This is a genomic window from Streptomyces venezuelae, from assembly GCF_008642275.1.
Lineage (GTDB): Bacteria > Actinomycetota > Actinomycetes > Streptomycetales > Streptomycetaceae > Streptomyces > Streptomyces venezuelae_E.
The window spans coordinates 5,613,522-5,637,649 of the sequence record NZ_CP029189.1; the positions used below are offsets into that span (position 1 = coordinate 5,613,522).

The following is a 24,128-nucleotide window of genomic DNA, read 5'->3' on the forward strand; positions in this document are numbered from 1 at the left end:
CTCCATCACCTGTTGGAGTGAAGTGCGCCGGTACACCAGTCCGGAAAGCCCCATTCCGCACATCCTTGTGGGTACGCGGCCAATGCGGCAGCGGACAAGGAGAGTTCGGTGGACAAGCACGAAGGTCGTGATACCGGAACGATCCGGCTGGACGACCCCTGGTACGACGCGCTGGCCGTCGGATGGGGCGAGGGTGAGGAAACGTCCCAGCCGGCCCCGGTCCCCGGTGGCGCAGACGCCGCCCGCGGCGCATCCGACATCTACCTGGAAGTGCAGCGCAGCGCCGCCTTCCAGGAGGTGCGCACCCGCTACCGCAGGTTCGTCGTACCCGCCACCGCCGGGTTCTTCCTCTGGTACGTCGCCTACGTGGTCGCCGCCACCGCGGCGCCCGGCCTGATGGCCCGGCCGGTGGTGGGCGCGGTCAACGTGGCCATGCTGGCGGGTCTCGGCCAGTTCCTCAGCACCTTCCTGCTGACCTGGGCGTACGCCCGGCACGCGCGGCTGCGCCGGGACCGGTCCGCGCTCGATCTGCGGTGGACCGTCTTCGAGCAGGAGCGCGGCCAGGAGCGGACCCGGGCGAGGAGGGCCGGCCGGTGACCAGTGAGCACCAGACCCTCGCGCTGATCCTGTTCAGCGTCTTCATCGCGGTGACCCTCGGCATCACCACCTGGGTCAGCCGCAACCGGCACGGGTCGGCCGAGGAGTTCTACGCCGGCGGGCGGTTGTTCTCCCCGATGGAGAACGGTTTCGCCATCGCGGGCGACTACATGTCCGCGGCCTCGTTCCTCGGCATCTCCGGTCTGATCGCCCTCTTCGGCTACGACGGGCTGCTGTACTCGGTGGGCTTCCTCGTGGCCTGGCTCGTGGTGCTGTTCCTCGTCGCCGAACTGGTCCGCAACTGCGGGCGCTTCACCCTCGCCGACGTGGTCGCCGCCCGGATGAGCGAGCGTCCGGTGCGGATCGCGGCCGGCACCTCCTCGGTCGTCGTCTCCGTCCTCTACCTCATCGCGCAGATGGTCGGCGCGGCCAGCCTGGTCGGCCTGCTGCTCGGGAGTTCGGGCCCGGTCGCCCGGACGCTCGCCGTGGTGGGGGTGGGCGCGCTGATGGTGGTCTACGTCTCCTTCGGCGGGATGCGGGCCACCACCTGGATCCAGATCGTGAAGGCCGTGCTGCTGATGGGCGGCGCGATCACGTTGACCGTGCTCGTGCTGATGCGCTTCCACGGGAACTTCGACCAGCTGCTCACCAGCGCCGCCGACCGCAGCGGGCACGGCCGGGCGTTCCTGAGCCCCGGCCTCAAGTACGGCGGGGACTGGACCGCCCGCGTCGACTTCATGAGCCTCGGTCTCGCGCTGGTCCTCGGGACCGCCGGGCTGCCGCACATCCTGTCGCGGTTCTACACCGTGCCCACCGCGCGGTCGGCCCGCCGGTCCGTGGTGTGGGCGATCGCGCTCATCGGCGGGTTCTACCTGATGACCATCGTGCTCGGCTTCGGGGCGGCCGCCCTGGTGGGACCGGACGAGGTGCGGGCGTCGAACGCCTCCGGGAACACGGCCGTTCCGCTGCTGGCCGCCTTCCTCGGCGGGGGCGCGGGCTCCACCGGGGGCGCGGTGCTGTTCGCCTTCGTCGCCGCCATCGCCTTCGCCACGATCCTGGCCGTGGTCGCCGGCATCACGCTGGCCTCATCGGCCTCCGTGGCACACGACCTGTACGCCTCCCTCAGGCGCCGGCACGCCCGGCAGCGCAGCGAGGTCGCGGTGGCCCGGGTCGCGGCCGTGGGCATCGGGGCGGTCGCGATCGCCCTCGGGCTGCTCGCCCAGGACCTCAACGTGGCCTTCCTGGTGGGGCTGGCCTTCGCGGTGGCGGCCTCGGCCAATCTGCCGGTGCTGCTGTACTCGCTCTTCTGGCGCGGCTTCACCACGCGCGGAGCCGTTTGGTCGGTGTACGGCGGACTGATCCCGGCGGTGCTGCTGGTGCTGATCTCGCCGGTGGTGTCGGGCAGCCCCGAATCCCTTTTCCCCGGGGTGGACTTCCAGTACTTCCCGCTCCAGAACCCGGGGATCGTCTCGATTCCGCTGGGCTTCCTGGCGGGCTGGCTGGGCACGGTGACCTCGGGCGAGGAGCCGGACGAGGCGAAGCACGCGGAGACCGAGGTCCGCTCCCTGACCGGAGCCGGAGCGGTCTGAGCGTTCCGAGCGGTGGAGGAGCCGGCCGGGTGCCGTCAGGCCGGCCCCTCCGAAGGGAGCCAGGTGTACCGGTGCTCCGGCCGGCCGGTCTCGCCGTAGCGCAGGGCGAGGCTGACCCGGGCGGTGCGTTCGAGGAGCTTGACGTACCGCCCGGCGGTCTGCCGGCTGATGCCCGCGCGGTCGGCGATCTGCTGGGTCGACAAGGGGCCTTCGGCGGACCGGAGCACCCCGCGGACGAGCTCCGCGGTGCTGGCCGAGTGCCCCTTGGGGAGCTCGTTCGGAGCCCCTGCGGCGGCGAGGGCGCCGAAGATCCGGTCCACCTCGGCCTGTTCGGCCTCACCGCCCGTGTCCAGGGTGCGCCGCAGGGCTCCGTACGCCTCCAGGCGGCTGCGCAGCCCGGCGAAGGTGAAGGGCTTGACCAGGTACTGCAGGGCTCCGAGGCGCATGGCGGCCTGCACGGTGGCGAGGTCGCGGGCGGCGGTGACCATGATCACATCGGTGCGGTGGCCGAGCTGGCGCAGACGCCGGACGAGGTCCAGGCCGTTCTCGTCGGGGAGGTAGTGGTCCAGCAGGACGAGGTCCACCGGGTGCGAGGCGAGGAACTCCAGTGCCTCGGCCGCCGAATGAACCTGCGCGATCACCCGGAAACCGGGAACCTTCGCCACGTACGCCGCGTTGATCAGGGCAACACGCATGTCGTCGTCGACGACCAATACGTGGATCGGGGTCTCGTTCACCGCAGGGCCTCCGGGAGTACGACGGAGAATTCCGCCCCTCCGTCCGCTGCTTCACCGGCCCGGGCGCTGCCGCCCTGCCGCTCCGCGAGGCGGCGTACGAGGGCGAGGCCCAGCCCGCGCTCGCGGTGGGCCCGGGGCTGCTTGGTCGACCAGCCCTCCGTGAAGATCTCCTCGCGGCACGCGGCGGGCACCCCGGGGCCGCTGTCGCGCACCAGCAGCACGGCGTTGCGGCCCTCGGCCCGCAGCTCCACCTCGACCAGGGGCGCCGCTGAGCCCGCGGCGGCGTCCAGGGCGTTGTCCACGAGGTTGCCGAGGATCGTGACGAGGCCGCCGGGGTCCACCAGGCGGTCGGGGAGGAGGGTGGAGCCGGCCAGGCGCAGGAGGACGCCGCGCTCGGTGGCTACGGTCGCCTTGCCCACCAGCAGGGCCGCCAGCAGCGGGTCGTGGACCTTTTCGGTGACCTGCTCGGCCGTCGTACGGTGCACGCCGGCGACCTCGGTCACGAACTCCACCGCCTCCTCGTGCAGGCCCAGCTCCAGCAGGCCAAGGAGGGTGTGGAGGCGGTTGGCGTGCTCGTGGTCCTGGGCGCGCAGGGCGTCGATCAGGCCCCGGGTCGAGTCGAGCTCACGGCCGAGGTGCTCCAGCTCGGTGCGGTCGCGCAGCGTGGCGACGGCGCCGCCGTCCTCCGTGGGCATGCGGTTGGCGACCAGCACCCGTGGGCCCTGGACGGTGAGCAGGTCCCGGCCGGTGACACGGCCCGACAGGACGTCCGCGGTGCGGCCCGCACCCAGTACGTCCTCCAGCGGGCGCCCCGAGCAGTCGCCGGTGGCGTCCGGGGCGAGGCCCAGCAGGCGGGCGGCCTCGTCGTTGACCAGCCGGACCCTCCCGTCGGGGGCCAGGGCGATCACGCCCTCGCGGATGGAGTGCAGCATGGCCTCGCGCTCGGCGAGCAGGCCGGCGATGTCGGAGAAGGCCAGGTCGCGGGTTTGCCGCTGGATCCTCCGGGAGAGCAGGTAGGCGGCGAGGGCGCCCGCGGCCAGGGCGCCGCCCGCGTAGGCGAGCAGACCCGGGATCACACCGAGCAGCCGGTCGCGGACGCTGTCGTAGGCGATGCCCACCGAGACGGCGCCGACGATCTCGCCGTCGGCCGCCAGCAGCGGGACCTTGCCCCGGGCGGAGCGGCCCAGGGTGCCCTCGTCGATCTCCATGACCTCGCGCCCCGCCAGGGCATCGCTCGGGTCGGTGGAGACGGGCAGCCCGATCCGGTCGGCACTCGGGTGCGAGCGGCGGATGCCGGCCAGGTCGAGGACGACCACGTACTCGGCTCCGGTGGCCCGGCGGATCCGCTCGGCCGAGGACTGTACGGGGCTGTCGGCCGAGGCCCCGGAGGCCAGCACCCCGGCGGCCAGCGCGGGGTCGGCCGCGGCGCTCTGCGCGATGGCCAGAGCGCGCCGCATGGCCTGGTCGTCGAGCTGGGCGCTCAGCGGCGCCAGGAACAGTCCGGTCGCCAGTACGGCGACCCCGGCGGCGATGGCCAGCTGGGTCAGCAGGATCTGGGAGACGGCCCGTCTGGGCAGCCCGAGGCGCCGAGCGCTCATGAGGGGGAACCGCATGGGCAGCAACGGTAGGTCGGCTCCAGCACCAGCGGAATGCCTGCGCCCGGCTTGTCGGGTACCCCACTCCCGTCATGCCCGGACCGTGTTCCACACCTCACTGCGGGTGAAGTAGGTGTCGTAGAGCTCCTGGACGTCCAGGAGGGACTCCGGCGGGACCTTCCCGTAGGCGATCCGTTCCAGGTGGCGGAAGTACTCGAACCGCTCGATGCCCGGCGTGATGACGACGAGGATGTCGGCGTTCTCACCGGGTGCGGCGGCGAAGGCGTGATCGAGGCCGGGCGGCACGATGACGAGGTCGCCGCGTTCCGCGGTCACCACCCGGTCGCCCGACAGGAGCTGCGCGGTGCCGTCGAGGAGGTAGAAGAGCTCGGCGGACCGGGTGTGACGGTGGGGCGCGGCCCCGTCGGCGCCGTCCAGCAGGCTCACCCGCTGGGTCGACAGGGCGCCGCCGGTGGAACCGCTGTCGGCGAGGAGCCGGATGGTCGTCGGTGCGGCGCCGATCGTCTCGGCCTCGGCCGAGCGCACGATCACCGAAGCGTCGAAGGAAGGCACGATCAGGGACATGTCGTCTACTCCTGGGGGCTGCGAGGGCGGGGGAGGGGGCGGGTGGGCGGTCAGGTCAGGTCAGGCCTGGGCCGGGCCGGTCGCGGCGCGGACGGCGGGGCCGGACGCTCCCGCAGCAGGAGGCCCGCGGTCAGGGCGACGGCGAGGGCCGTGGCTCCGTGGACCCCGTAGGCCTGTCCCGCGGCTCCGTCGTTGGCGAGGACGATCACCATGTCGCCGGCGGGGACGAAGGTGATCGCCGCCATCGCCCAGCCGAGCGCCCGGCGCTGCCCCGTGAGCAGGAGTGCGAGAAGGACCAGGCCGGTCGCGACGTCCCGGACGCCCTTGACGGCGAGGAAGCCGGCGCCGTCGTGCTGCGGCCAGGTCGGCAGCCCGAAGCCGGAGGCGGTGGCCTGCGGGGCGAGCAGGTAGCTGAGCCCGACGTACAGGATGAACGCGGCGCCGATGGCGGCCAGGGCGGTGGCGAGGTGCTTGAGGGACATGGGAGTTCTCCTGGAAGGGGTGAGAGGGCCGGGGGAGGAGAGGGGGGATCAGCGCGGTGCGGAGCCGCGGCGGACGGTGCGCATCCGGCGGGCGTAGGCGGGACGCCCGACGGTGTGCCACAGGAGGCGCCCGGCGAGGGGCACGGCGGCGAGCATCGCCGCGCGCTCGGCCCGGTCGGCGTCCTCCAGGACCAGGCCGAGGAAGAACAGCAGCTTGGGCTTGGGCGTGCTGGTCAGGAAGTGCTCGCCCAGCCGGTCCCACTCGTACGCGGACAGGTGGCGGGCGGCGAGCGGCAGGAGCTCCTCCTCCTCGTCGTCCAGGTGCTCCAGCAGCACGGCCCGGTGCTCGGCGAGGACCGATGCGAGCGTGTCGCGTTCCGTCTCCCCGGCCCGGCGCTCCCAGGCGGGGAGGGCCTCCTCGGCGGCCGCGAGACTCGCAGCCACCCGTTCGTGCTGGGCCTCCATGCGCAGCACCAGGTCGGCTTCGAGGTCGACCCGGGCCATCAGCGGCGGCCACAGGTGTTCGTCCTCGCCGTGGTGGTGGCCCGTCAGACCGAGCCGGTAGTCGCGGAAGTGGTCCCCGAGGACCCGCGCCCGCGCCGTGTCGCCGGGGGGCACCGCGGCGATCAGCTCGACCAGGAGCCGGGCCTCGCGGCGCAGGCCCCGGTGGATGACCACCATCTCGCGGGTGTCCGGTGGTGCCGTGTTCTGGTGCGCGCGTGCTGCTCGTGCCGTCCGTTGCCGTGTCGTCTTCATGGGAAGAGACTCGGCCCCGGCACATGGAGGGTTCTTGGAACGCACTTGGAAGGCGGCTGGAAGGTTCCGTGACGTCATCCGGCCTTGTACGGGCCTGAGTTGGCCGATGCGGCGTAGGTTGGGGAGGTCATGGTCCACATACGCGTACTCGGCTCCTTCGCGGCCGAGCGGGACGGCGAGGCGATCCCGCTCGGCGGCCACCGCCAGCGCTCCGTCCTGGCCCTGCTGGTTTCCGCGCGCGGCCGGGTCGTGTCCGTCGACCGGATGATCGAGGACCTCTGGCAGGGGGCGCCGCCCGCCCGGGCCGTCGCCTCGCTCCAGGCCTACGTCTCCAACCTGCGCCGCCTCCTCGAACCGGGCCGGACCCCGCGCACCCCCGCACGGCTGCTGGTGAGTGCGCCGCCCGGGTACGCGTTGCGGCTGCCCGAGGAAGCCGTCGACGCCTGGCGCTTCGAGCGGCTGCTCGGCCGGGCCCGCGAGGCCCTGCCCGCCGAGCCGGGGACCGCCGTCTCCCTGCTGCGCGAGGCGCTGGCGCTGTGGCAGGGGCCGGCGTACGCGGAGACGGCCGACGAGCCGTGGAGCCACGCCGAGATCATGCGGCTGGGCGAGCTGCGGCTGGCGGCCCGCGAACTGGGCATCGCCGCCGGGCTGCGCGGCGGCGCCGACATCGCCGGGGCGGTCGCCGAGGCCGCTGCGCTGACCCGGGACGAGCCGCTGCGCGAGGAGGCCTGGAGGCTGCACGCCCTCGCGCTGTGGGCGGCGGGCCGGCAGGCGGACGCGCTCTCGGCGCTGCGCCGGGCCCGGGCCGTACTCGCCGAGGAGGTGGGCCTGGATCCCGGAGCCGCCCTGGTCGAGCTGGAGCGGGCGGTCCTCGCCCAGGACGGTCGGGTGCTGCGCGAGGCCGTGCGGCCACCGGGGCCCCGGGTGCCCGAGCCGTCAGTGGCGTCGGCGCCGTCCGCGCGGTCCGAGCCGTTCGCGCCGCCTGCCCCGCCCGAGCCGGCCGCTGCCGGGGCCGGGCTGTTCGTCGGGCGCGAGGAGGAACTCGCGCGGCTGACCGCGGCGGCGCACCGGGCCCGCGCGGCCGGTCCCGCGGTCGCGCTGGTCAGCGGCGAGGCCGGGGTCGGCAAGTCGGCGCTGCTGCACGCCCTCGGCGACCGGCTCCGCGCCGAGGGCTGGTGCGTCGCCGTCGGACGCACCACCGACGCCGAGGGCGCGCCACCCGCCTGGGCCTGGGTCGAAGCACTGCGGGCCGTCGCGGCCGCCGTCCCGCCCGAGCCCGCGGTGGCCACCGCACTGTCGCCCCTCCTGGCCGAGGACCGCCCCGCCCCCGGCCGTGCGTCCGCCGGCGAGGACGTCGCCGCCGGACGGTTCCGGCTGCACCGCGCCGTCGGCCGGTGGCTGGCGGAGGCCGCGCGCGGGCGGCCCGTCGCCGTCGTCCTCGACGACCTGCACTGGGCCGACGCCGAGACACTGGCGCTGCTGTCGGGCGTCGCCGACCTCCCGCCGGGTACCGCGCTGCTCCTCGTGGGTGCGTACCGGCCGGAGGACACGCAGGGCCGGCTCGACGACACCCTGGCCGGACTGGCGCCGCGGTCACCCGCCCGGATCAGGCTGCGCGGCCTCGGCGAGGAGGCCGTGGCCGAGCTGGTCCGTGCCGTGGGCGGCCCGCACGTCGAAGCGGACGTCGTGGCCGCGCTGGCCGAACGTACGGGTGGAAACCCCTTCTACGTCCGTGAGAGCGCCAGGCTGCTGGGCGGCGAGGGCTCGCTCGTGGCCCTGTCCGAGGTGCCCGAGGGCGTACGGGACGTGCTGCGCCGGCGGTTCGGACGTCTCCCGGGGACGGTGGTGGCCGTACTGCGCCTGGCCGCGGTGGTCGGACGGGAGTCCTCCGTCGAGGTCCTGGTCGGTGCGGCCGATACCGGCGAGGACGGCGTGCTGGACGCCCTGGAGGCCGGACTGCTCGCCGGGCTGCTGGTCGAACCCCAGCCGGGGCGGGTGCGGTTCGCCCACGCGCTGGTACGCGACACCCTGCTGGCGGACCTCAGCCGGCTGCGCTCCTCGCGGATGCACGGCCGGATCGCGGCCTGCCTGGAGCGCCTCGCCCCGGACGACGTCTCCGCGCTGGCCCACCACCACGTACGCGCGGCGTCCTCGGCGACGGCGGCGAAGGCGGTCGGGTACTGCCTGCGGGCCGCAGCGCTCGCCGAGAGCCGTTTCGCCCATGACGTGGCCGCCGGGCTGCTCGCCGAGGCGGTCGAGTGCTTCGAACGGGTTCCCGTGGCGCCCGGGGGCGACCGGGACGCCGAGCGCGGCGAGCTGCTGGGCCGGCTGGTACGGGCCCAGGTGCGGGCCGGGGCCGTCATGGCGGCCCGTACGACCCGGCGTACCGCGATCGACCGGGCGGTGGCCGCCGGCCGGGACGATCTGCTGATCGCGGCGTTCACGGCATGGACCGAGCCGACGCCGTGGCAGACGCGGCCGTACGGCGTGGTCGACGGACCGGTGGTGGAGCTGCTGGAGCGCCTGTTGGCGCGGCCCGGTCACGAACCCGCCGTACGGTGCGGGCTGCTCGGCGCGTACGCCGCCGAGCTGTCCGACGCCAAGGTGGCGGGCGTGAGGGCGGCGGCGCGCGAGGCACTCGCGCTCGCGGAGGGCACCGGGGACCCGGCGCTGCGGGCGGGGGCGCTGGCCGCGCTGGCCAAGGAACTCGACGCCGACCTGGAATGGTCCGAACGCGCCGCGCTGGGAGGGGAACTCGAACGGACCGGTGCCGCGCACGAGCTGCCGGGCCACCAGTGGTACGGGATGTTCATCCGCTCCACGGCGCTGGCCGCCGAGGGAGATGTGGGCGGTGCCCGTCGGCTCGTGGAACGGTGGACGCGGTTCGCGCGGACCTACCGGATGGCCGGGCCGGCCGCCGTCGGCGAGACCGTCGAGGCGACCTGGGCCCATGTCGAGGGGCGGTTCGAGGACGCGGAGCGCCTCTACCGGCAGGCGGCCGCGCGGATGGCCCGGCAGGGATCACCGCACGCGGAGGGGATCCTGGAGGTCGCGATCACGACGCTGCGGGTGAGCCAGGGGCGGCTCGTGGAGCACCTGCCGCGGCTGCGGCAGGTGTACGCGGCCTTCGGCCCGCCGGCCGGGGACCTGCTCGCGGTCGCGCTCGCCGCCGCGGGCCGGGAGCGGGAGGCCCGCGAGGTCCTCGACCGGGCGGGAGCACTGCGGACGGACTACTTCTTCAAGGTCTTCGCGACCTTCCGGGCGATGACCCTGGTCATGCTGGGGGAGCGGGCGGGTGCCGACGAGCTGTACGCGGCCCTGCTGCCGTACCGCGACGCTCCGCCGCCCTCCTCCGGGTTCACGGTGGCGGTGCGCCCGGTCGCCCGCACCCTGGGTGACCTGGCCGTGCTGCTGGGCCGCGAGGACGAGGCCGCCGGCCACTTCGCGCGCGCGGCGGCCATCGCCGAACGGTGGCAGAGCCCGTGGGGGGCCGCCTGAGGTCCGGCGCCGCACGAGGCCGGGTCCGCACGAGATCCGGCGCCGGCTGACGACCAAGGGCCGGCCGGCGCCCGGCGGACACGCCCTAGGGCAGCGGCTGGGGCGGTCGGGGCCCGTGGTACTGGCCGCTCGGCCGCATCCGCAGTGGCCGCTCCTGGTACTCCTCCAGAGCGTGCGCCATCCAGCCCGCCGTACGGGCCACCGCGAAGACCGTCTCCCCGGCCTCCGCCGGCATCCCGCACGACACCGTCAGCACGGCCAGCGCCAGGTCCACGTTGGCGTACAGCCCGCCCTGCCGGGCCATCACCGCGGCCACCTCACGCGCCGCACCCAGCGCCGGACCGGCCTGCTCCAGCTCTTCCAGCCGGGCGAAGAGCGCCCGCGCGCGGGGGTCCTCGCCCTGGTACAGCCGGTGGCCGAGCCCGGGGACCCGGCGTCCCGCCCGCAGGTACTCCGCCACCACCGGCGCGGCCCCGCCCTGTTCCAGGACCTCCACCAGCATCCGGTGAGCGAGCCGGCCGGCCGCTCCGTGCAGCGGGCCCTCCAGGGCGCCGAGCCCGGCGGACACCGCCGCGTACGGATGGGCGCGCGCGGAGGCGGCCACCCGTACGGCCAGGGTCGATGCGGCCAGGTCGTGGTCGACCAGCAGGGCCAGCGCGAGGTCCAGCACGGCCAGCGCGTCCGGGTCCGGCTCCCTTGCCGTCAGCCGGGGCCACAACTGCCGGGCGATCCTGCCGTCCCCGGCCCACCGGGCGGGTCCCGCCGCGGGGAGCGCGCCGACCAGTGTGGGGATCAGGGAGCGCGCGCAGCCGAGTACCGCCTCCTCGGAGAGGTCGAAGCGCAGCGGGTCCGCCACCGCGGCGGCGGCGACCGCCACCCTCAACCGGTCGATGGGGCCGCCGTGTTCCGGCAGTGCGGCCACCGCCCGCCTGGCCGCCTCCAGGGCCTGCGGGGGTGCGGTGAACCGGGCTCCGGGCGCGGGGGTGCCGGTCCAGAGCCACTCGGCGACCTCCTCGTAGCGGTACCGGGAGGCCAGCTCCACGGCGTCCACGCCCCGGAAGTAGTACCGGTCGGGCTCGATGAGGGTGAGCGCCGTACGGACGGAGGGTTCCCCGGTGGGGGCCGCCGCCTCACGCCGGCTCCGCCGGGCCAGCGCCTCCACCTCGGCGGCGTCGAAGCTGCTGCCCCGCCCGGCGGGATCGCGGCGGCTGGTGAGCTGGCCCCGGCTGACGTACGCGTACACCGTCGCCGGTTTCACCCCGAGTGCGCGGGCGGCCTCCTGCGTGCTGAGCCTGCGCCCGCTGTCCGTCTGGTCGCTCATGACGAACACCCTACAGATGGACTGACATATTGATTCAATCAATGTTGACAGGGATTGAATCCATCATGGATGGTCGATCCATGAACACCACCTCCATGAACACCGCCCTGGAAGTACCCCGCGGCCTCGCGGGAGTCGTGGTCACCGAAACCGGATTGGGTGATGTCCGGGGCCGGGAGGGCTTCTACCACTACCGCCAGTACTCGGCCGTCGAGCTCGCCGCCACCCGCACCTTCGAGGACGTGTGGCACCTGATGTTCCGCGGCACGCTCCCGGTGGACGCCGCAGAGCGTGCCGCCTTCGCGGCCGAGATCGCCCCCCTGCGCCGGCTGCCCGGGGACGTACGGGACGCCCTGCCGGCCCTGGCCCGGGCCACCCGGCTCTCCGGCCCCCTGGCCGGGCTGCGCACCGCGCTCTCGCTTCTCGGCGCCAGCGTCGGCTTCCGCCCGGTCTACGACCTCGACCCCGGCCGCCGGGCGGCCGACGCGCTGGCCGCCTGCGCCGCCGTACCCACCCTGCTGACCGCCCTGCACCGGCTCGGACAGGGCCTGGAACCGGTGGAGCCGCGCGAGGACCTCCCGTACGCCGCCAACTACCTCTACATGCTCACCGGCCGGGAACCCGATCCGGTCCGGGCCCGCGCGGTCGAGCGGTATCTGATGTCCACCGTCGACCACGGCTTCAACGCCTCGACCTTCACCGCCCGGGTGATCGCCTCCACCGGCGCCGATGTCGCCGCCTGCCTGACCGGGGCGATCGGAGCGCTCTCCGGCCCCCTGCACGGCGGCGCCCCCAGCCGGGCCCTGGACACCCTCGACGCCATCGGGACCGTGGACCGGATCGGGCCGTGGATCCGCGAGCGGGTCCTGGCGGGCGACCGGATCATGGGCTTCGGCCACCCCGTCTACCGCACCGAAGACCCCCGCTCCCGCATGCTGCGCGAGATCGCCCTCCAGTTCGGCGGCCCCCTCGTGGACTTCGCCGTCGAGGTCGAGCGCCAGGTCGAGGAGATCCTCGCCGAACTGAAGCCCGGCCGTGAGCTGCACACCAACGTGGAGTTCTACGCGGGCGTGGTCATGGAGCTCTGCGGACTCCCGCGCGAGATGTTCACGCCGACCTTCTGCGCGGCCCGCGTGGTGGGCTGGAGCGCGAACATCCTCGAACAGGCCACCGATTCGAAGATCATCCGTCCGGCCGCCCGGTACACCGGCCCCACCCCGCCCCACCCGGTGCCGCCCCTGCGCTGACGGAGGCTGACTACGATCGACCGGGTGAACAGCAGGCAGCCCATCCCCGTCGTCGTCCTCGCCGGTTTTCTCGGATCCGGCAAGACCACCGTGCTGAACCACCTCCTCGCCAGTCGCGGGGGCACCCGCATCGGGGTGGTCGTCAACGACTTCGGATCGATCGAGGTCGACGCCATGTCGGTGGCCGGGCAGGTCGGGGACTCCATGGTCTCCCTCGGCGGCGGCTGCCTGTGCTGCGCCGTCGACGGCAGCGAACTCGACGCGTACCTGGAGAAGCTCTCCGCCCCCGCCCACCGGATCGACGTGATCGTCATCGAGGCGAGCGGACTGGCCGAGCCCCAGGAGATGATCCGGATGCTCATGGCCAGCGAGAATCCCGCCATCCGCTACGGCGGGATGGTGGAGGTCGTGGACGCCGCCGAATTCGACACCACCCGGACCAGACACCCGGAGACCGACCGCCACCTCGCCGTCGCGGACCTGGTGGTCCTCAACAAGACCGACCGCGTGGATGCGGCCGAGCGGGCCCGGATCGAGCGGGAGCTCGCCGTGCTCTGCGCCCCGGGCACCCCGGTCATGGCCACCGACCACGGGCGGATCGACCCGGAACTGCTCTTCGACCGGCGGCCCTGGACCGAGACCCGCGGGCAGCTCTCCTTCGAGGACCTGCTCGCGGGCGCCGACGGCCACGACCGCTGCGGGCACGCGCACGCCGCGTACGAGACCACGGAGTTCACCTCCGAACAGGCCCTGTCCCCACGCCGGTTCATCGACTTCCTGGACCGGCGTCCGGCCGGGCTCTACCGGATCAAGGGCTTCGTGTGGTTCGGGGTCCCCGGACACGAGGAGCGCTACGAGGTCCACGCGGTCGGCCGCTTCCTCCGCTTCGCCCCGGGGCCCTGGGGGCGGGGCGAAACGCGCCTGACGCAGCTGGTCCTGATCGGCTCGGGCACCGACGGCCCGGGGCTGCTGCGCGAGCTGGAGGCCTGCCGCGAACCGGCCCCGCACGAGGCGCGCCCCGAGAGCATGTGGGGCGTCCTGCGGTACGTGGCCCGGCCCGCGGAACCCGGGGCGGGGGCCGCAGACGGGACCCGGACCGGGGCCGGGAACGGGACCGGACCGGACGAGGACTGAGCGAGCCCCGCGAGGGCCGTCCCGGCGGCCCTCAGGCCACCTCCACCCCGAAGTCGCCCAGCAGGGCCTCCAGGCCGCCCCGGTAGCCCTTGCCGCCGATCACGAAGTCCCAGTCGCCGTTGGCGCGGTGCCGGAACGAGCCGAGGACCAGGGCGGTCTCGCCGGCGCGCCCGTCGGAGACGTCCAGCCGGCCCAGTTCCTCGCCGCCCGCGGACAGCAGCCGGATGTGGGCGTCGGTGAAGCCGGCGAGGTCGGCGTGGGGATCGACCTCCGGGTCGATCGCGGCCACCAGGACCAGCCGGTCGGCCTGCGACGGGAGGGCGTCGAAGGAGACCTCCAGCGCCGCCTTGTCGGGCGCCGCGTGCGCACGCGCCCGGACCGAACCGTCCGGAGTCCGCGGGTTGTTGAAGAAGACGAAGTGCTCCTCGCTCAGCACCCGGTTGCCCGTGCAGACCAGCGCGCACACGTCGAGGGAGACCGAACCCGACCAGGACATGCCCAGCACGTTGTGGTCGGCCGGGGGAGCCGGTTCGGCCGCCCGCCGGCCGGGTGCCGCGTCGCCGCCGCCGAGCCGGCCGCGAAGGCCGTACTGGTGGAGCAGCTCCACCAGGTCCGTCCCGGGAACCAACTCCAGCGGCTTGCCGTTGGCAAAGGTGTACGACCCGGGGCCGAAGGACGCGGTGGTGACCAGCACCCCCTTGTTCGCCCCCTTGTCCTGGACCGTGCCGTACAGATCACGCACGGCCGTCGGCGGCACCGTGTTCCGGTAGCGCTTGACCTGCACCACGATCCGCCCGCCCCGGATCGGCGCCGGGTCCACCGCCTCCACATCGACCCCGCCGTCGCCCGACCTCTGCGTGGTGACCGCCTCCATGCCCATCGCCCGGAACAGCTCGGCGACCAGGTTCTCGAAGTCGATCGGGTCCATCGCGAAGAGATCCGGCTCGTCCTCGCCGTCGGGCGTGTCACCGCCGTGGCTTACGACCGTACCTACGTCGGCGGGCCTGCGGTCGGACCGTATGGCGGAGAGCAGGTCCGGGCGGGCAGACAGCTGCCCTCGCAGCCCGTCAACCAGGCAGTCCACCGCGCTCACCTGCTCCAGCTGCAGCTCGGCAAAGGTGAGCTGCGGCGCCGACACCGTGACCAAAACGAGTTGAGCCTCGTGGCCGGTCACCGGATCGTGGTCGTCCACGAAGCCGTTGACGACGACAGAGTCGAGCACGCCGAACTCGTCCGCGGCGTACAGCTCGCGCACGACCAGGAGAACGCACTGCGCCAGCAAGTCCCTGTAGATCGCCCGTCGCTGCGTGGCCGGACGGGCCGTCTCCTTGTCCTGATCGGTGCTTGGCACATAGCGCACCGACTTCGCCTCCGGCACGACCCCGTACCGTGGCAGTTCCCAGTCGAGCACCAGCTGCCGTGCCGCCGGGTCGTAGGCGGCCGCCACCTGCCTCGGTAGAACCTCCGGCCAAGCCGCCGACGTGTACAGGGCGGCTGAGAAGTACTCCACTGCGGCCTGGGCCTCGCCCGCTCGCAGCTTTCCAGCCAGCTCACTCAGTCCACGGTTGTGCGCGCGGATGCTTGCGAGTTGTTCCGCCGCCCACCGGTCGTATTGCTGCCGGTGCTCGACGAGACGCTGCTGGCGCAGCGTCTCCGCCGCCTGTGCCTTCTGATGTGCTCGCGTGAACTGGGCGTGCGCCTCGCGCTCTGCCTGGGCCCGCCGGTAGGAACCCAGCGCCATGCTGCTGCTCTGCTGCAGGAACTCTTCGAGGCGAGGCAGGACGACCGGACGGGCCAGGGGCCCCGGATGGAACGGTTCGAGCTGCTCGTTCCGTACGAGCGAAGCTATCCGGAATGCCGTCGACCGACAGCCCGTGACCAACAGGCTCTGCAGAGCTGCGACCTCGGCCTCCACGCCCTGAGTACGACGCCGGGCCTCAGCCTCACGGCGCTGTCGGTAGGCGGCCTGCTGTTCGCGCTCGCCCCTGGCGACGTCCCGGTCCCAAGCCCGCCGGCGGCGTTCCGCCTCGCGTTGCTGGATCACCTGAGTCCGCTGCTGCCTGCGCTGGTCCTCGGCCCAGTTCCCGATCATTCCGTTCGACTGACGGCTCATCCGTTTTCCCCCGCCCCACCACAAGCGCCAACGGGAAAACACTAGTCGGCATTCGGGTGGTACGTCCCCCCGGTCGTACCACCCGAATGCCTTCCCGTGACCTACAGCGCGGCTCCCGCCAGCGCTGTGACCGCCGACGGCAGGGCCGCCCCCGAGCCGTCCCGGCGCGGGTCCACGGCCGGCAGCTCGGCCGGGGTGCCGTTCGCCGCGGCCGCGCGGGCGGGGGAACCGCCCGCCCAGGCCAGGACCAGTACGTCCTCGCCCTTCAAGAACCGCTGGCAGCGCACGCCGCCCGTGGCCCGGCCCTTGCGCGGGTACTGGTCGAAGGGCGTCAGCTTCCCGGAGGTCACCGAGTCGTCCAGGGTGCCGTGCGAGCCCGCCACGGTGAAGACCAGGGCGTCCCGGGCCGGGTCCACGGCCGAGAAGTGGATCACCTTGGCGCTGCCGGCGAGCTTGATGCCGGCCATTCCGCCCGCGGGGCGGCCCTGGGGGCGGACCTGGCCCGCCGGATAGCGCAGCAGCTGGGCGTCGTCGGTGATGAAGACCAGGTCCTCCTCACCCGTGCGCAGCTCGACCGCGCCGACGATCCGGTCGCCCTCCTTGAGGGTGATGACCTCCAGCTCGTCCTTGTTCGCCGGGTAGTCCGGCACGACGCGCTTGACCACGCCCTGCTCGGTGCCCAGCGCGAGGCCCTGCGAGGACTCGTCCAGCGACGTCAGGCAGATCACCTTCTCGTCCGCCTCCAGCCCGGAGAGGAACTCCGAGACGGGGGCGCCGCCCGCCAGGTTCGGCGCGGCGTGCGTGTCCGGCAGCTGCGGCAGGTCGATCACCGACAGCCGCAGCAGCCGCCCGTACGAGGTGACCGCGCCGACATCGGCCCGGGCGGTCGCCGCGACCTGCGAGACGACCAGGTCGTGCTTGGCGCGGGCGCCGCCCTCCTCCTCCGGCAGCGGCTCACCGTTCGCCGTGCGCGCCAGCAGGCCCGTCGACGACAGCAGCACCCGGCACGGGTCGTCGGCGACCTCCAGCGGAACCGCCGCCACCGCGGTGCCCGCGGACTCCAGCAGGACCGTACGGCGTTCGGTGCCGAACTTCTTCGCGACCGCCGCCAGTTCGGCGGAGACCAGCTTGCGCAGCTCGCTGTCCGACTCCAGGATCCCGGTCAGCTCGTCGATCTCGCCCGTCAGCCGGTCGCGCTCGGACTCCAGCTCCAGGCGGTCGAACTTGGTGAGCCGGCGCAGCGGGGTGTCCAGGATGTACTGGGTCTGGATCTCGCTCAGCGAGAACCGCTCCATGAGCCGGGCCTTGGCCTGTGCGGAGTTCTCGCTGTCGCGGATGAGGCGGATGACCTCGTCGATGTCGACGAGGGCCACGAGCAGGCCCTCGACGAGGTGCAGCCGGTCGCGGCGCTTGGTGCGGCGGAACTCGCTGCGCCGCCGGACGACCTCGAAGCGGTGGTCGAGATAGACCTCCAGCAGCTCCTTGAGGCCCAGTGTCAGGGGCTGCCCGTCCACCAGCGCCACGTTGTTGATGCCGAAGGACTCCTCCATCGGCGTCAGCTTGTAGAGCTGCTCCAGCACGGCCTCCGGGTGGAAGCCGTTCTTGATCTCGATGACCAGGCGCAGGCCGTGCGAGCGGTCCGTGAGGTCCTTGACGTCGGCGATGCCCTGGAGCTTCTTCGAGCCGACCAGGTCCTTGATCTTCGAGATGACCTTCTCGGGGCCGACCGTGAAGGGCAGTTCGGTGACGACCAGCCCCTTGCGGCGCGCCGTCACGTCCTCCACGGCCACCGTCGCGCGGATCTTGAAGGTGCCGCGGCCGTTCTCGTAGGCGTCCTTGATGCCGGAGAGCCCGACGATCCGGCCGCCCGTGGGCAGGTCGGGACCGGGCACGAAGCGCATCAGCGCCTCCAGGTCCGCATGCGGGTACCGGATGAGGTGACGGGCGGCGGCGATGACCTCGCCGAGGTTGTGCGGGGGCATGTTCGTGGCCATGCCGACCGCGATCCCGGAGGCCCCGTTGACCAGCAGGTTCGGGTACGCGGCGGGCAGGGCGACCGGCTCCCGCTCCTGGCCGTCGTAGTTGGCGGTGAAGTCGACGGTGTCCTCGTCGATCGACTCCGTCATCAGCGACGTGGCGTCGGCCATCTTGCACTCGGTGTAACGCATCGCGGCCGGCGGGTCGTCGTTGCCGAGCGAGCCGAAGTTGCCGTGGCCGTCGACCAGCGGCAGCCGCATGGAGAAGGGCTGGGCCATGCGTACGAGGGCGTCGTAGATCGACGCGTCACCGTGCGGGTGGAGCTTGCCCATGACCTCGCCGACGACACGCGCGCACTTGACGTAGCCGCGGTCGGGGCGCAGGCCCATCTCGTTCATCTGGTACACGATGCGCCGGTGCACCGGCTTCATGCCGTCCCGGGCGTCGGGCAGGGCACGGGAGTAGATCACCGAGTACGCGTACTCGAGGAAGGAGCCCTGCATTTCGTCGACGACGTCGATGTCGAGGATCTTCTCCTCGAAATCCTCCGGCGGCGGGGTCTTCGTGCTGCGGCGGGCCATCGCTGCGCGGCTCCTTAACCAAAATGGGGTGTGCTGGGTGTCGGGCGGGGGGTCTGGCTGGGTCTGGCGGTCTCGTCGTGTCCGGCGAGGGTACGACGCGGACCATTGTGGCCCGGCGCACCGACAACGCCGACTCCGACCCCGGGGTCCCCCGGACGGAGTGCGGGGGAGTGACCCGGGAACTTATCCGGCGGTCGGCGCGCTTGCATACAGTGGCAGGTCGATAAGAAATCTCTGCATCGCGATCGAAGGGACCACATGCCCATGGGTCACACGGCCACAGCCCAGGCCGGCTCCGGCGGCCTGACAGCGACCGAGCACCGGCTGGCCAACGGCCTGCGCGTGGTGCTCTCCGAGGACCACCTGACCCCGGTCGCCGCGGTCTGCCTCTGGTACGACGTAGGCTCGCGCCACGAAGTCAAGGGACGCACCGGTCTGGCTCACCTCTTCGAGCACCTGATGTTCCAGGGGTCGGCGAGCGTACCCGGCAACGGGCACTTCGAACTGGTCCAGGGCGCCGGCGGCTCGCTCAACGGCACCACCAGCTTCGAGCGCACCAACTACTTCGAGACGATGCCGACCCACCAGCTGGAGCTCGCGCTCTGGCTGGAAGCGGACCGGATGGGTTCCCTGCTGGCCGCCCTGGACGACGAGTCCATGGAGAACCAGCGCGACGTCGTCAAGAACGAGCGCCGCCAGCGCTACGACAACGTCCCCTACGGCACGGCCTTCGAGCGGCTCACCGCTCTGGCCTACCCGGAGGGCCACCCGTACCACCACACCCCGATCGGCTCCATGGCCGACCTGGACGCCGCCTCCCTGGAGGACGCGCGCGCCTTCTTCCGTACGTACTACGCGCCCAACAACGCGGTGCTCTCGGTCGTCGGGGACATCGACCCGGAACGGACGCTCGCCTGGGTCGAGAAGTACTTCGGCACCATCCCCGCGCACGACGGCAAGCAGCCGCCCCGCGACGGCTCGCTGCCCGACGTCATCGGGGAGCAGCTGCGCGAGGAGATCGTCGAGGAGGTCCCGGCGCGTGCGCTGATGGCCGCCTACCGGCTGCCGCACGACGGCACCCGCGAGTGCGACGCCGCCGACGTGGCGCTGACCATCCTGGGCGGTGGCGAGTCCTCGCTGCTGCACAACCGTCTGGTACGCCGCGACCAGACCGCGGTCGCGGCCGGCTTCGGCATGCTGCGGCTGGCCGGTGCGCCCTCCCTGGGCTGGCTGGACGTCAAGACCTCCAGCGGGGTCGAGATCCCCGCCATCGAGGCGGCCGTGGACGAGGAGCTCGCGCGGTTCGCCGCCGAGGGCCCGACGGCCGAGGAGATGGAGCGCGCCCAGGCGCAGCTGGAGCGCGAGTGGCTGGACCGGCTGAGCACGGTGGCCGGCCGTGCCGACGAACTGTGCCGCTTCGCGGTGCTGTTCGGCGACCCGCAGCTCGCGCTGACCGCCGTCCAGCGCGTCCTCGACGTCACCGCCGAGGAGGTGCAGGCCGTGGCCGCGGCCCGACTGCGCCCGGACAACCGCGCGGTGCTCGTCTACGAGCCGCTCGCGGCCGACGGGGCCGACCAGCACGACGAGTCCGACGACGCCGACGAGAACGAGGGGGCGGAGCAGTGAGCGACACCGCAGCCGACACCGCAGCCGTCACGATGACCTTCCACCCGCGCCCGCAGGCCGGCGAGCCGCAGCCGTGGGCCTTCCCGGCCCCCGACCGCGGGCAGCTGTCCAACGGGCTGACCCTGCTGCGCTGCCACCGGCCGGGCCAGCAGGTCGTCGCGGTCGAGGTCAACCTCGCCGCTCCGCTCGACGCCGAGCCCGAGGGCCTGGACGGCGTGGCGACCATCATGGCGCGGGCGTTCTCCGAGGGCACCGACAAGCACTCCGCCGAGGAGTTCGCGGCCGAGCTGGAGCGCTGCGGCGCCACCCTGGACGCGCACGCCGACCACCCGGGCCTGCGGGTCTCGCTGGAGGTCCCGGCCTCCCGGCTGCCCAAGGCGCTGGGCCTGCTCGCCGAGGCGCTGCGCGCCCCGGCCTTCGCCGACGCCGAGGTCGACCGGCTGGTGCGCAACCGGCTCGACGAGATCCCGCACGAGCTGGCCAACCCGCAGCGCCGCGCGGCCAAGCAGCTCTCCAAGGAGCTCTTCCCGGCCACCCTGCGGATGTCCCGGCCGCGCCAGGGCACCGAGGAGACGGTCGCCCGGATCGACTCCGCCGCCGTACGCGCCTTCTACGAGGCCCACGTACGCCCCGCCACGGCCACCGCGGTGGTCGTCGGCGACCTGACCGGTATCGACCTGGACGCCGTGCTCGCGGACACCCTGGGCACCTGGACCGGCAACACCGCCGCCGCCCTCCCGGTTCCGCCGGTGACGGCGGACGACACCGGCCGCGTGGTCATCGTGGACCGGCCCGGAGCGGTCCAGACGCAGCTGCTGATCGGCCGGATCGGGGCGGACCGCCACGACCGGGTGTGGGCGGCCCAGGTGCTGGGCACGTACTGCCTGGGCGGCACCCTCACCTCGCGCCTGGACAAGGTGCTGCGCGAGGAGAAGGGGTACACCTACGGCGTGCGCGCGTTCGGACAGGTGCTGCGCTCCACCGCGGACGGCAAGGGCGCCTCCATGCTCGCCATCAGCGGCTCGGTGGACACCCCGAACACCGGACCGGCGCTGGAGGACCTCTGGAAGGTGCTGCGCACCCTCGCGGAGGGCGGCCTGACCGACGCCGAGCGCGATGTCGCCGTGCAGAACCTGGTGGGCGTGGCCCCGCTGAAGTTCGAGACGGCGGCCTCGGTCGCGGGCACCCTCGCCGACCAGGTCGAGCAGGAGCTGCCGGACGACTACCAGGCGCAGTTGTACGCCCAGCTCGCCGCGACGGGCACGGTGGAGGCGACCACGGCGGTCGTCAAGGCCTTCCCCGCGGACCGGCTGGTGACCGTCCTGGTGGGTGACGCCGCGCTGATCGAGGAGCCCGTGCGGGCCCTTGGGATCGGAGAGGTCACGGTCGTCTCCAACTGACCTTCGGACGACGGCTCATTGAGGGCCGGCTGAAGGTTTCAGCAAGGGGTTCTGGTGACTTGGTCACCAGAACCCCTTTTGTCCGTTTAGTGGTGAGGTTGCTTTTATGTGATGTGGCGTACGCAACAAAAAGCCGCGTCTGTTTGGCGATTGACTGATGATCCGCCTAGCGTCGGCCGTGCTGTCCGTCAGTTGTGCCCGCCGCACCCGCGGCACCGGGCAGCGATCGCCGAGTCCCCGTCAGGCGCGAGCCTGGGGAGCCGGGGACCCACATGAGTCCCTGGGGTGAATCGGACCCCCTCGCAAGAGGAGATCCGTAGGAGACCTTCCTGCTCCGAACCCGTCAGCTAACCCGGTAGGCGAGAAGGAAGGAAAGGATCAAACCCTTCATGGCGTTTGGCAGTCGTCCCGCTGGCTCCGGTAAGCACCGTGGTTCCAGCCGCCTGAGCAAGAAGACCGCCGGTTACGCCGGTATCGCCGCGATCGCCACCACGGGTGTCGTCGGCTCCCTCGCCGCCCCGGCCTTCGCCGCGGACAACCACAGCAGCACCATCGGCCAGGACAACGGCCTGGGTGCCGTGGTCGTCGCCGAGGACCTCGCGGGCGACATCGCCGACCAGGCCGAGTCCCAGCACCGCGTGGCCGAGCAGGACGCCGTCAAGGCCCAGGCCGAGGCCGAGGCGAAGCAGCGGGCCGCGGAGGCCAAGCGCCTCGCCGAGGCCAAGGCGAAGGCCGAGCGCGAGGCCGCCGAGCGCGCCGCCCGCGAGGAGGAGCGCAAGCGCCTCAACACCTTCGTCGCCCCGGTGGACGGCTCGTACGTCAGCACGCAGTACCACGCGGGCGGCGGCATGTGGTCCTCCGGCTCCCACACGGGCATCGACTTCCACGCCGCCTCCGGTACCTCGGTCCACGCGGTGGGCGTCGGTACCGTCGTCGAGGCCGGCTGGGGTGGCGCGTACGGCAACAACGTCGTCATCAAGCACAACGACGGCACCTACACCCAGTACGGGCACATGACCTCGCTGAACGTCTCCGTCGGTGAGCAGGTCACCCCGGGCCAGCAGATCGGCCTGTCGGGCTCCACCGGCAACTCCAGCGGCCCGCACCTGCACTTCGAGGCCCGCACGGGCTCGCAGTACGGCTCGGACATCGACCCGATCGCGTACCTGCGCTCGCACGGCGTCAGCCTCTGACCCGCGGCGCGTCCCGCCACGCGCACCCACCGCTTCACCGAAGACCCCGGCTCGCCGAGCCGGGGTCTTTGTGTGTTGCGTCCTTGTGCAAATGTTTCGTATTTCCGGCCGCTCTCGGAAATTATCGTGTGTTGCAATAGAGTCGCAGTGCACGCATGTGCGTGCAATGAGGCTGGCAGTCGGAAATAGGCGGAGGTTCGGTCTTGCGTATTCCTGCGCACGCGGTATGCACGGCAATCCGCGACGACATCGTCTCCGGGGCGTTCGAGCCGGGCGGCCGGCTGACCGAGGAGGTGCTCGCCCGCCGGTACGGGGTCTCGCGCGTCCCGGTGCGTGAGGCTCTGCGGACCCTGGAGTCCGAGGGGTTCGTGACCACACGGCGCCACGCGGGGGCCTGCGTGGCCGAGCCGACCGAGCAGGAGGCCGCAGACCTGCTGGAGCTGCGGACGCTGCTGGAGCCGCTGGCTGCCGCGAGGGCCGCCAGGCGGCGCACCGACGCGCACCTCAAGGTGCTGCGCGGGCTGGTCAGGCTGGGGCAGGAACGGGCCAGGCGGGGCCAGGTCGATGACCTGCGGTCGCTGGGCGGCTGGTTCCACGAGACGCTCGCGCAGTCCTCCGGCAGCCCCGGGCTGATCGCGCTGCTCACGCAGATGCGGCACAAGATCGCGTGGATGTACGTGGTGGAGGCGCCCGCCCGGCCGGTGGAGTCCTGGGCGGAGCACGGGGCGATCGTGGACGCGGTGGCGCGCGGCGACGCGGAGCGGGCGCGGGCGCTGACGGCGGTGCACGCCGACCGGACGGTGGGCGTGCACCGGCTGCGGCTCCGCCCGGCGGTGAGCACTTCGCAACCTGCCGTAAACATGGCGAGCGGTCGGCATTAACAGGAGCCGTATACAAAGGGTGGGGTCGCGGGAATTCGCTGTGTGGAATTCCTGCGGAGCGTAATTCGGTGTACCCGGATCTGGGCAGGGGCTTTTGCGCTGCCGAGCGGGGTTTTCTTCGGTGTCCGTTTCCCGCGGGTATCCGTTTCGCGGTGCTGGCGGCCGGCGTGGCACGCTGCCGGGCCCGGCCCTTGCGGGGCGGGGGGCCGCCGACGGGGGCTCGTGGACGCGTGACGGGTGGGGTGGGCATGCCGTCCTCAGCCGTGCCGTCCCCACCCCCGCCGTCCCCGTCCGTGCCGCCCCCGTCCGTGCTGTTCCCGTCCGTGCCTGCGCTCCGGTACCGGGAACGACGAAGCCGCGGCCTCCCGGGGCGGGGGCCACGGCTTCGCGCGTGGGGTCGAACCCGAAGGGTCAGACGGTCTCGGGGAGCTCTTCGAGACCCTCGGCGACCAGCTTCGCGAGGCGGTCGAGTGCGGCGTCCGCACCCTCGGCCTCGGAGGCGAGGACGATCTCCTCGCCGCCCTGGGCGCCCAGGCCCAGGACCGCCAGCATCGAGGCGGCGTTGACGGGGTCGCCGCCGGACTTCGCGATGGTCACCGGGACGCCGGAAGCGGTCGTCGCACGGACGAAGATCGAGGCGGGACGAGCGTGCAGGCCCTCGGCCCACCCGACGTTGACGCGGCGCTCTGCCATGGTGATGCCCTTCAGGTTCTTACGGTTGTCTAGACCAGTCTCTCACGGCGTCCGGAATGCTCGGACCTACCTCCGGCCTGAATTTTCCGCCGTTCGACCTTCCCCAGCTTGCCCTGATCCGTC

Annotated in this window: 18 protein-coding genes and 1 riboswitch; of the genes, 9 read left to right on the top strand and 9 right to left on the bottom strand. The window is 72.9% G+C overall.

From position 1 onward, the window contains the following. Window positions 1–108: 108 nt before the first annotated feature. Complete coding sequence (locus tag DEJ51_RS25125) at window positions 109–597, top strand: DUF485 domain-containing protein (RefSeq protein WP_150259882.1); 489 nt, start codon at window positions 109–111, stop codon at window positions 595–597. Continuing rightward, a complete protein-coding gene (locus DEJ51_RS25130) occupies window positions 594–2,186 on the top strand; it encodes a cation acetate symporter (protein ID WP_150259883.1) in 1,593 nt (530 codons plus the stop codon). Before DEJ51_RS25125 ends, DEJ51_RS25130 begins: the two co-directional genes overlap by 4 nt. Window positions 2,187–2,221: 35 nt before the next feature. Here the strand turns inward: DEJ51_RS25130 and DEJ51_RS25135 are convergent, their stop codons facing one another. The 5 genes from DEJ51_RS25135 to DEJ51_RS35195 all read right to left on the bottom strand — a co-directional run bounded on the left by DEJ51_RS25135 (window position 2,222) and on the right by DEJ51_RS35195 (window position 6,341). Further along, on the bottom strand, window positions 2,222–2,881 hold the full coding sequence (locus DEJ51_RS25135; protein ID WP_411757400.1) for a response regulator: 660 nt from the start codon (window positions 2,879–2,881) through the stop codon (window positions 2,222–2,224). Between the two features lie 38 nt (window positions 2,882–2,919). After that, entirely contained in the window at window positions 2,920–4,521 is a 1,602-nt protein-coding gene (locus DEJ51_RS25140) for an ATP-binding protein (RefSeq protein WP_223835956.1), read from the bottom strand. Between the two features lie 87 nt (window positions 4,522–4,608). Next, a complete protein-coding gene (locus DEJ51_RS25145; RefSeq protein WP_150259886.1) occupies window positions 4,609–5,103 on the bottom strand; it encodes a cupin domain-containing protein in 495 nt (164 codons plus the stop codon). A 50-nt stretch (window positions 5,104–5,153) separates the two neighbouring features. Continuing rightward, window positions 5,154–5,585, bottom strand: a complete 432-nt coding sequence (locus DEJ51_RS35190; RefSeq protein WP_223835957.1) for a DUF4267 domain-containing protein — start codon at window positions 5,583–5,585, stop codon at window positions 5,154–5,156. A gap of 48 nt (window positions 5,586–5,633) precedes the next feature. Continuing rightward, window positions 5,634–6,341 (bottom strand): hemerythrin domain-containing protein, encoded by a 708-nt coding sequence (locus DEJ51_RS35195; RefSeq protein ID WP_223835958.1) that lies wholly within the window; start codon window positions 6,339–6,341, stop codon window positions 5,634–5,636. A 129-nt stretch (window positions 6,342–6,470) separates the two neighbouring features. Here DEJ51_RS35195 and DEJ51_RS25155 point away from each other — a divergent pair, with 129 nt between their 5' ends. Continuing rightward, a complete protein-coding gene (locus DEJ51_RS25155) occupies window positions 6,471–9,839 on the top strand; it encodes a BTAD domain-containing putative transcriptional regulator (RefSeq protein ID WP_150259887.1) in 3,369 nt (1,122 codons plus the stop codon). 85 nt (window positions 9,840–9,924) lie between these two features. Here the strand turns inward: DEJ51_RS25155 and DEJ51_RS25160 are convergent, their stop codons facing one another. Further along, complete coding sequence (locus tag DEJ51_RS25160) at window positions 9,925–11,160, bottom strand: citrate synthase (protein ID WP_150259888.1); 1,236 nt, start codon at window positions 11,158–11,160, stop codon at window positions 9,925–9,927. Between the two features lie 80 nt (window positions 11,161–11,240). Here DEJ51_RS25160 and DEJ51_RS25165 point away from each other — a divergent pair, with 80 nt between their 5' ends. Both DEJ51_RS25165 and DEJ51_RS25170 read left to right on the top strand, forming a co-directional pair. Then, the gene (locus DEJ51_RS25165; RefSeq protein ID WP_150259889.1) at window positions 11,241–12,407 is read left to right on the top strand and encodes a citrate synthase; all 1,167 of its coding nucleotides are present in this window, start codon (window positions 11,241–11,243) and stop codon (window positions 12,405–12,407) included. Between the two features lie 24 nt (window positions 12,408–12,431). Beyond that, on the top strand, window positions 12,432–13,541 hold the full coding sequence (locus DEJ51_RS25170) for a CobW family GTP-binding protein (RefSeq protein WP_150259890.1): 1,110 nt from the start codon (window positions 12,432–12,434) through the stop codon (window positions 13,539–13,541). 31 nt (window positions 13,542–13,572) lie between these two features. On the opposite strand, the gene DEJ51_RS25175 is transcribed toward DEJ51_RS25170, so the two are convergent. Continuing rightward, entirely contained in the window at window positions 13,573–15,654 is a 2,082-nt protein-coding gene (locus DEJ51_RS25175; RefSeq protein ID WP_223835959.1) for a restriction endonuclease, read from the bottom strand. Window positions 15,655–15,755: 101 nt separating this feature from the next. Then, the gene (locus tag DEJ51_RS25180; RefSeq protein WP_150259891.1) at window positions 15,756–18,212 is read right to left on the bottom strand and encodes a DNA topoisomerase (ATP-hydrolyzing) subunit A; all 2,457 of its coding nucleotides are present in this window, start codon (window positions 18,210–18,212) and stop codon (window positions 15,756–15,758) included. A gap of 258 nt (window positions 18,213–18,470) precedes the next feature. Here DEJ51_RS25180 and DEJ51_RS25185 point away from each other — a divergent pair, with 258 nt between their 5' ends. The 4 genes from DEJ51_RS25185 (at window position 18,471) to DEJ51_RS25200 (ending at window position 23,312) form a co-directional block, all read left to right on the top strand. Further along, the gene (locus tag DEJ51_RS25185; RefSeq protein WP_190620614.1) at window positions 18,471–19,838 is read left to right on the top strand and encodes a M16 family metallopeptidase; all 1,368 of its coding nucleotides are present in this window, start codon (window positions 18,471–18,473) and stop codon (window positions 19,836–19,838) included. A 32-nt stretch (window positions 19,839–19,870) separates the two neighbouring features. After that, a complete protein-coding gene (locus tag DEJ51_RS25190; protein WP_150262135.1) occupies window positions 19,871–21,238 on the top strand; it encodes a M16 family metallopeptidase in 1,368 nt (455 codons plus the stop codon). Between the two features lie 217 nt (window positions 21,239–21,455). Beyond that, window positions 21,456–21,615, top strand: a riboswitch (cyclic di-AMP (ydaO/yuaA leader). Window positions 21,616–21,627: 12 nt separating this feature from the next. Beyond that, complete coding sequence (locus DEJ51_RS25195; protein ID WP_150259893.1) at window positions 21,628–22,431, top strand: M23 family metallopeptidase; 804 nt, start codon at window positions 21,628–21,630, stop codon at window positions 22,429–22,431. Window positions 22,432–22,634: 203 nt separating this feature from the next. Then, a complete protein-coding gene (locus tag DEJ51_RS25200; protein WP_150259894.1) occupies window positions 22,635–23,312 on the top strand; it encodes a GntR family transcriptional regulator in 678 nt (225 codons plus the stop codon). A 411-nt stretch (window positions 23,313–23,723) separates the two neighbouring features. Here the strand turns inward: DEJ51_RS25200 and DEJ51_RS25205 are convergent, their stop codons facing one another. Next, window positions 23,724–24,005 carry an HPr family phosphocarrier protein gene (locus DEJ51_RS25205; RefSeq protein WP_030012489.1) on the bottom strand — a complete coding sequence of 94 codons (282 nt, stop codon included), beginning with the start codon at window positions 24,003–24,005 and terminating at the stop codon, window positions 23,724–23,726. Window positions 24,006–24,128: the final 123 nt, after the last annotated feature.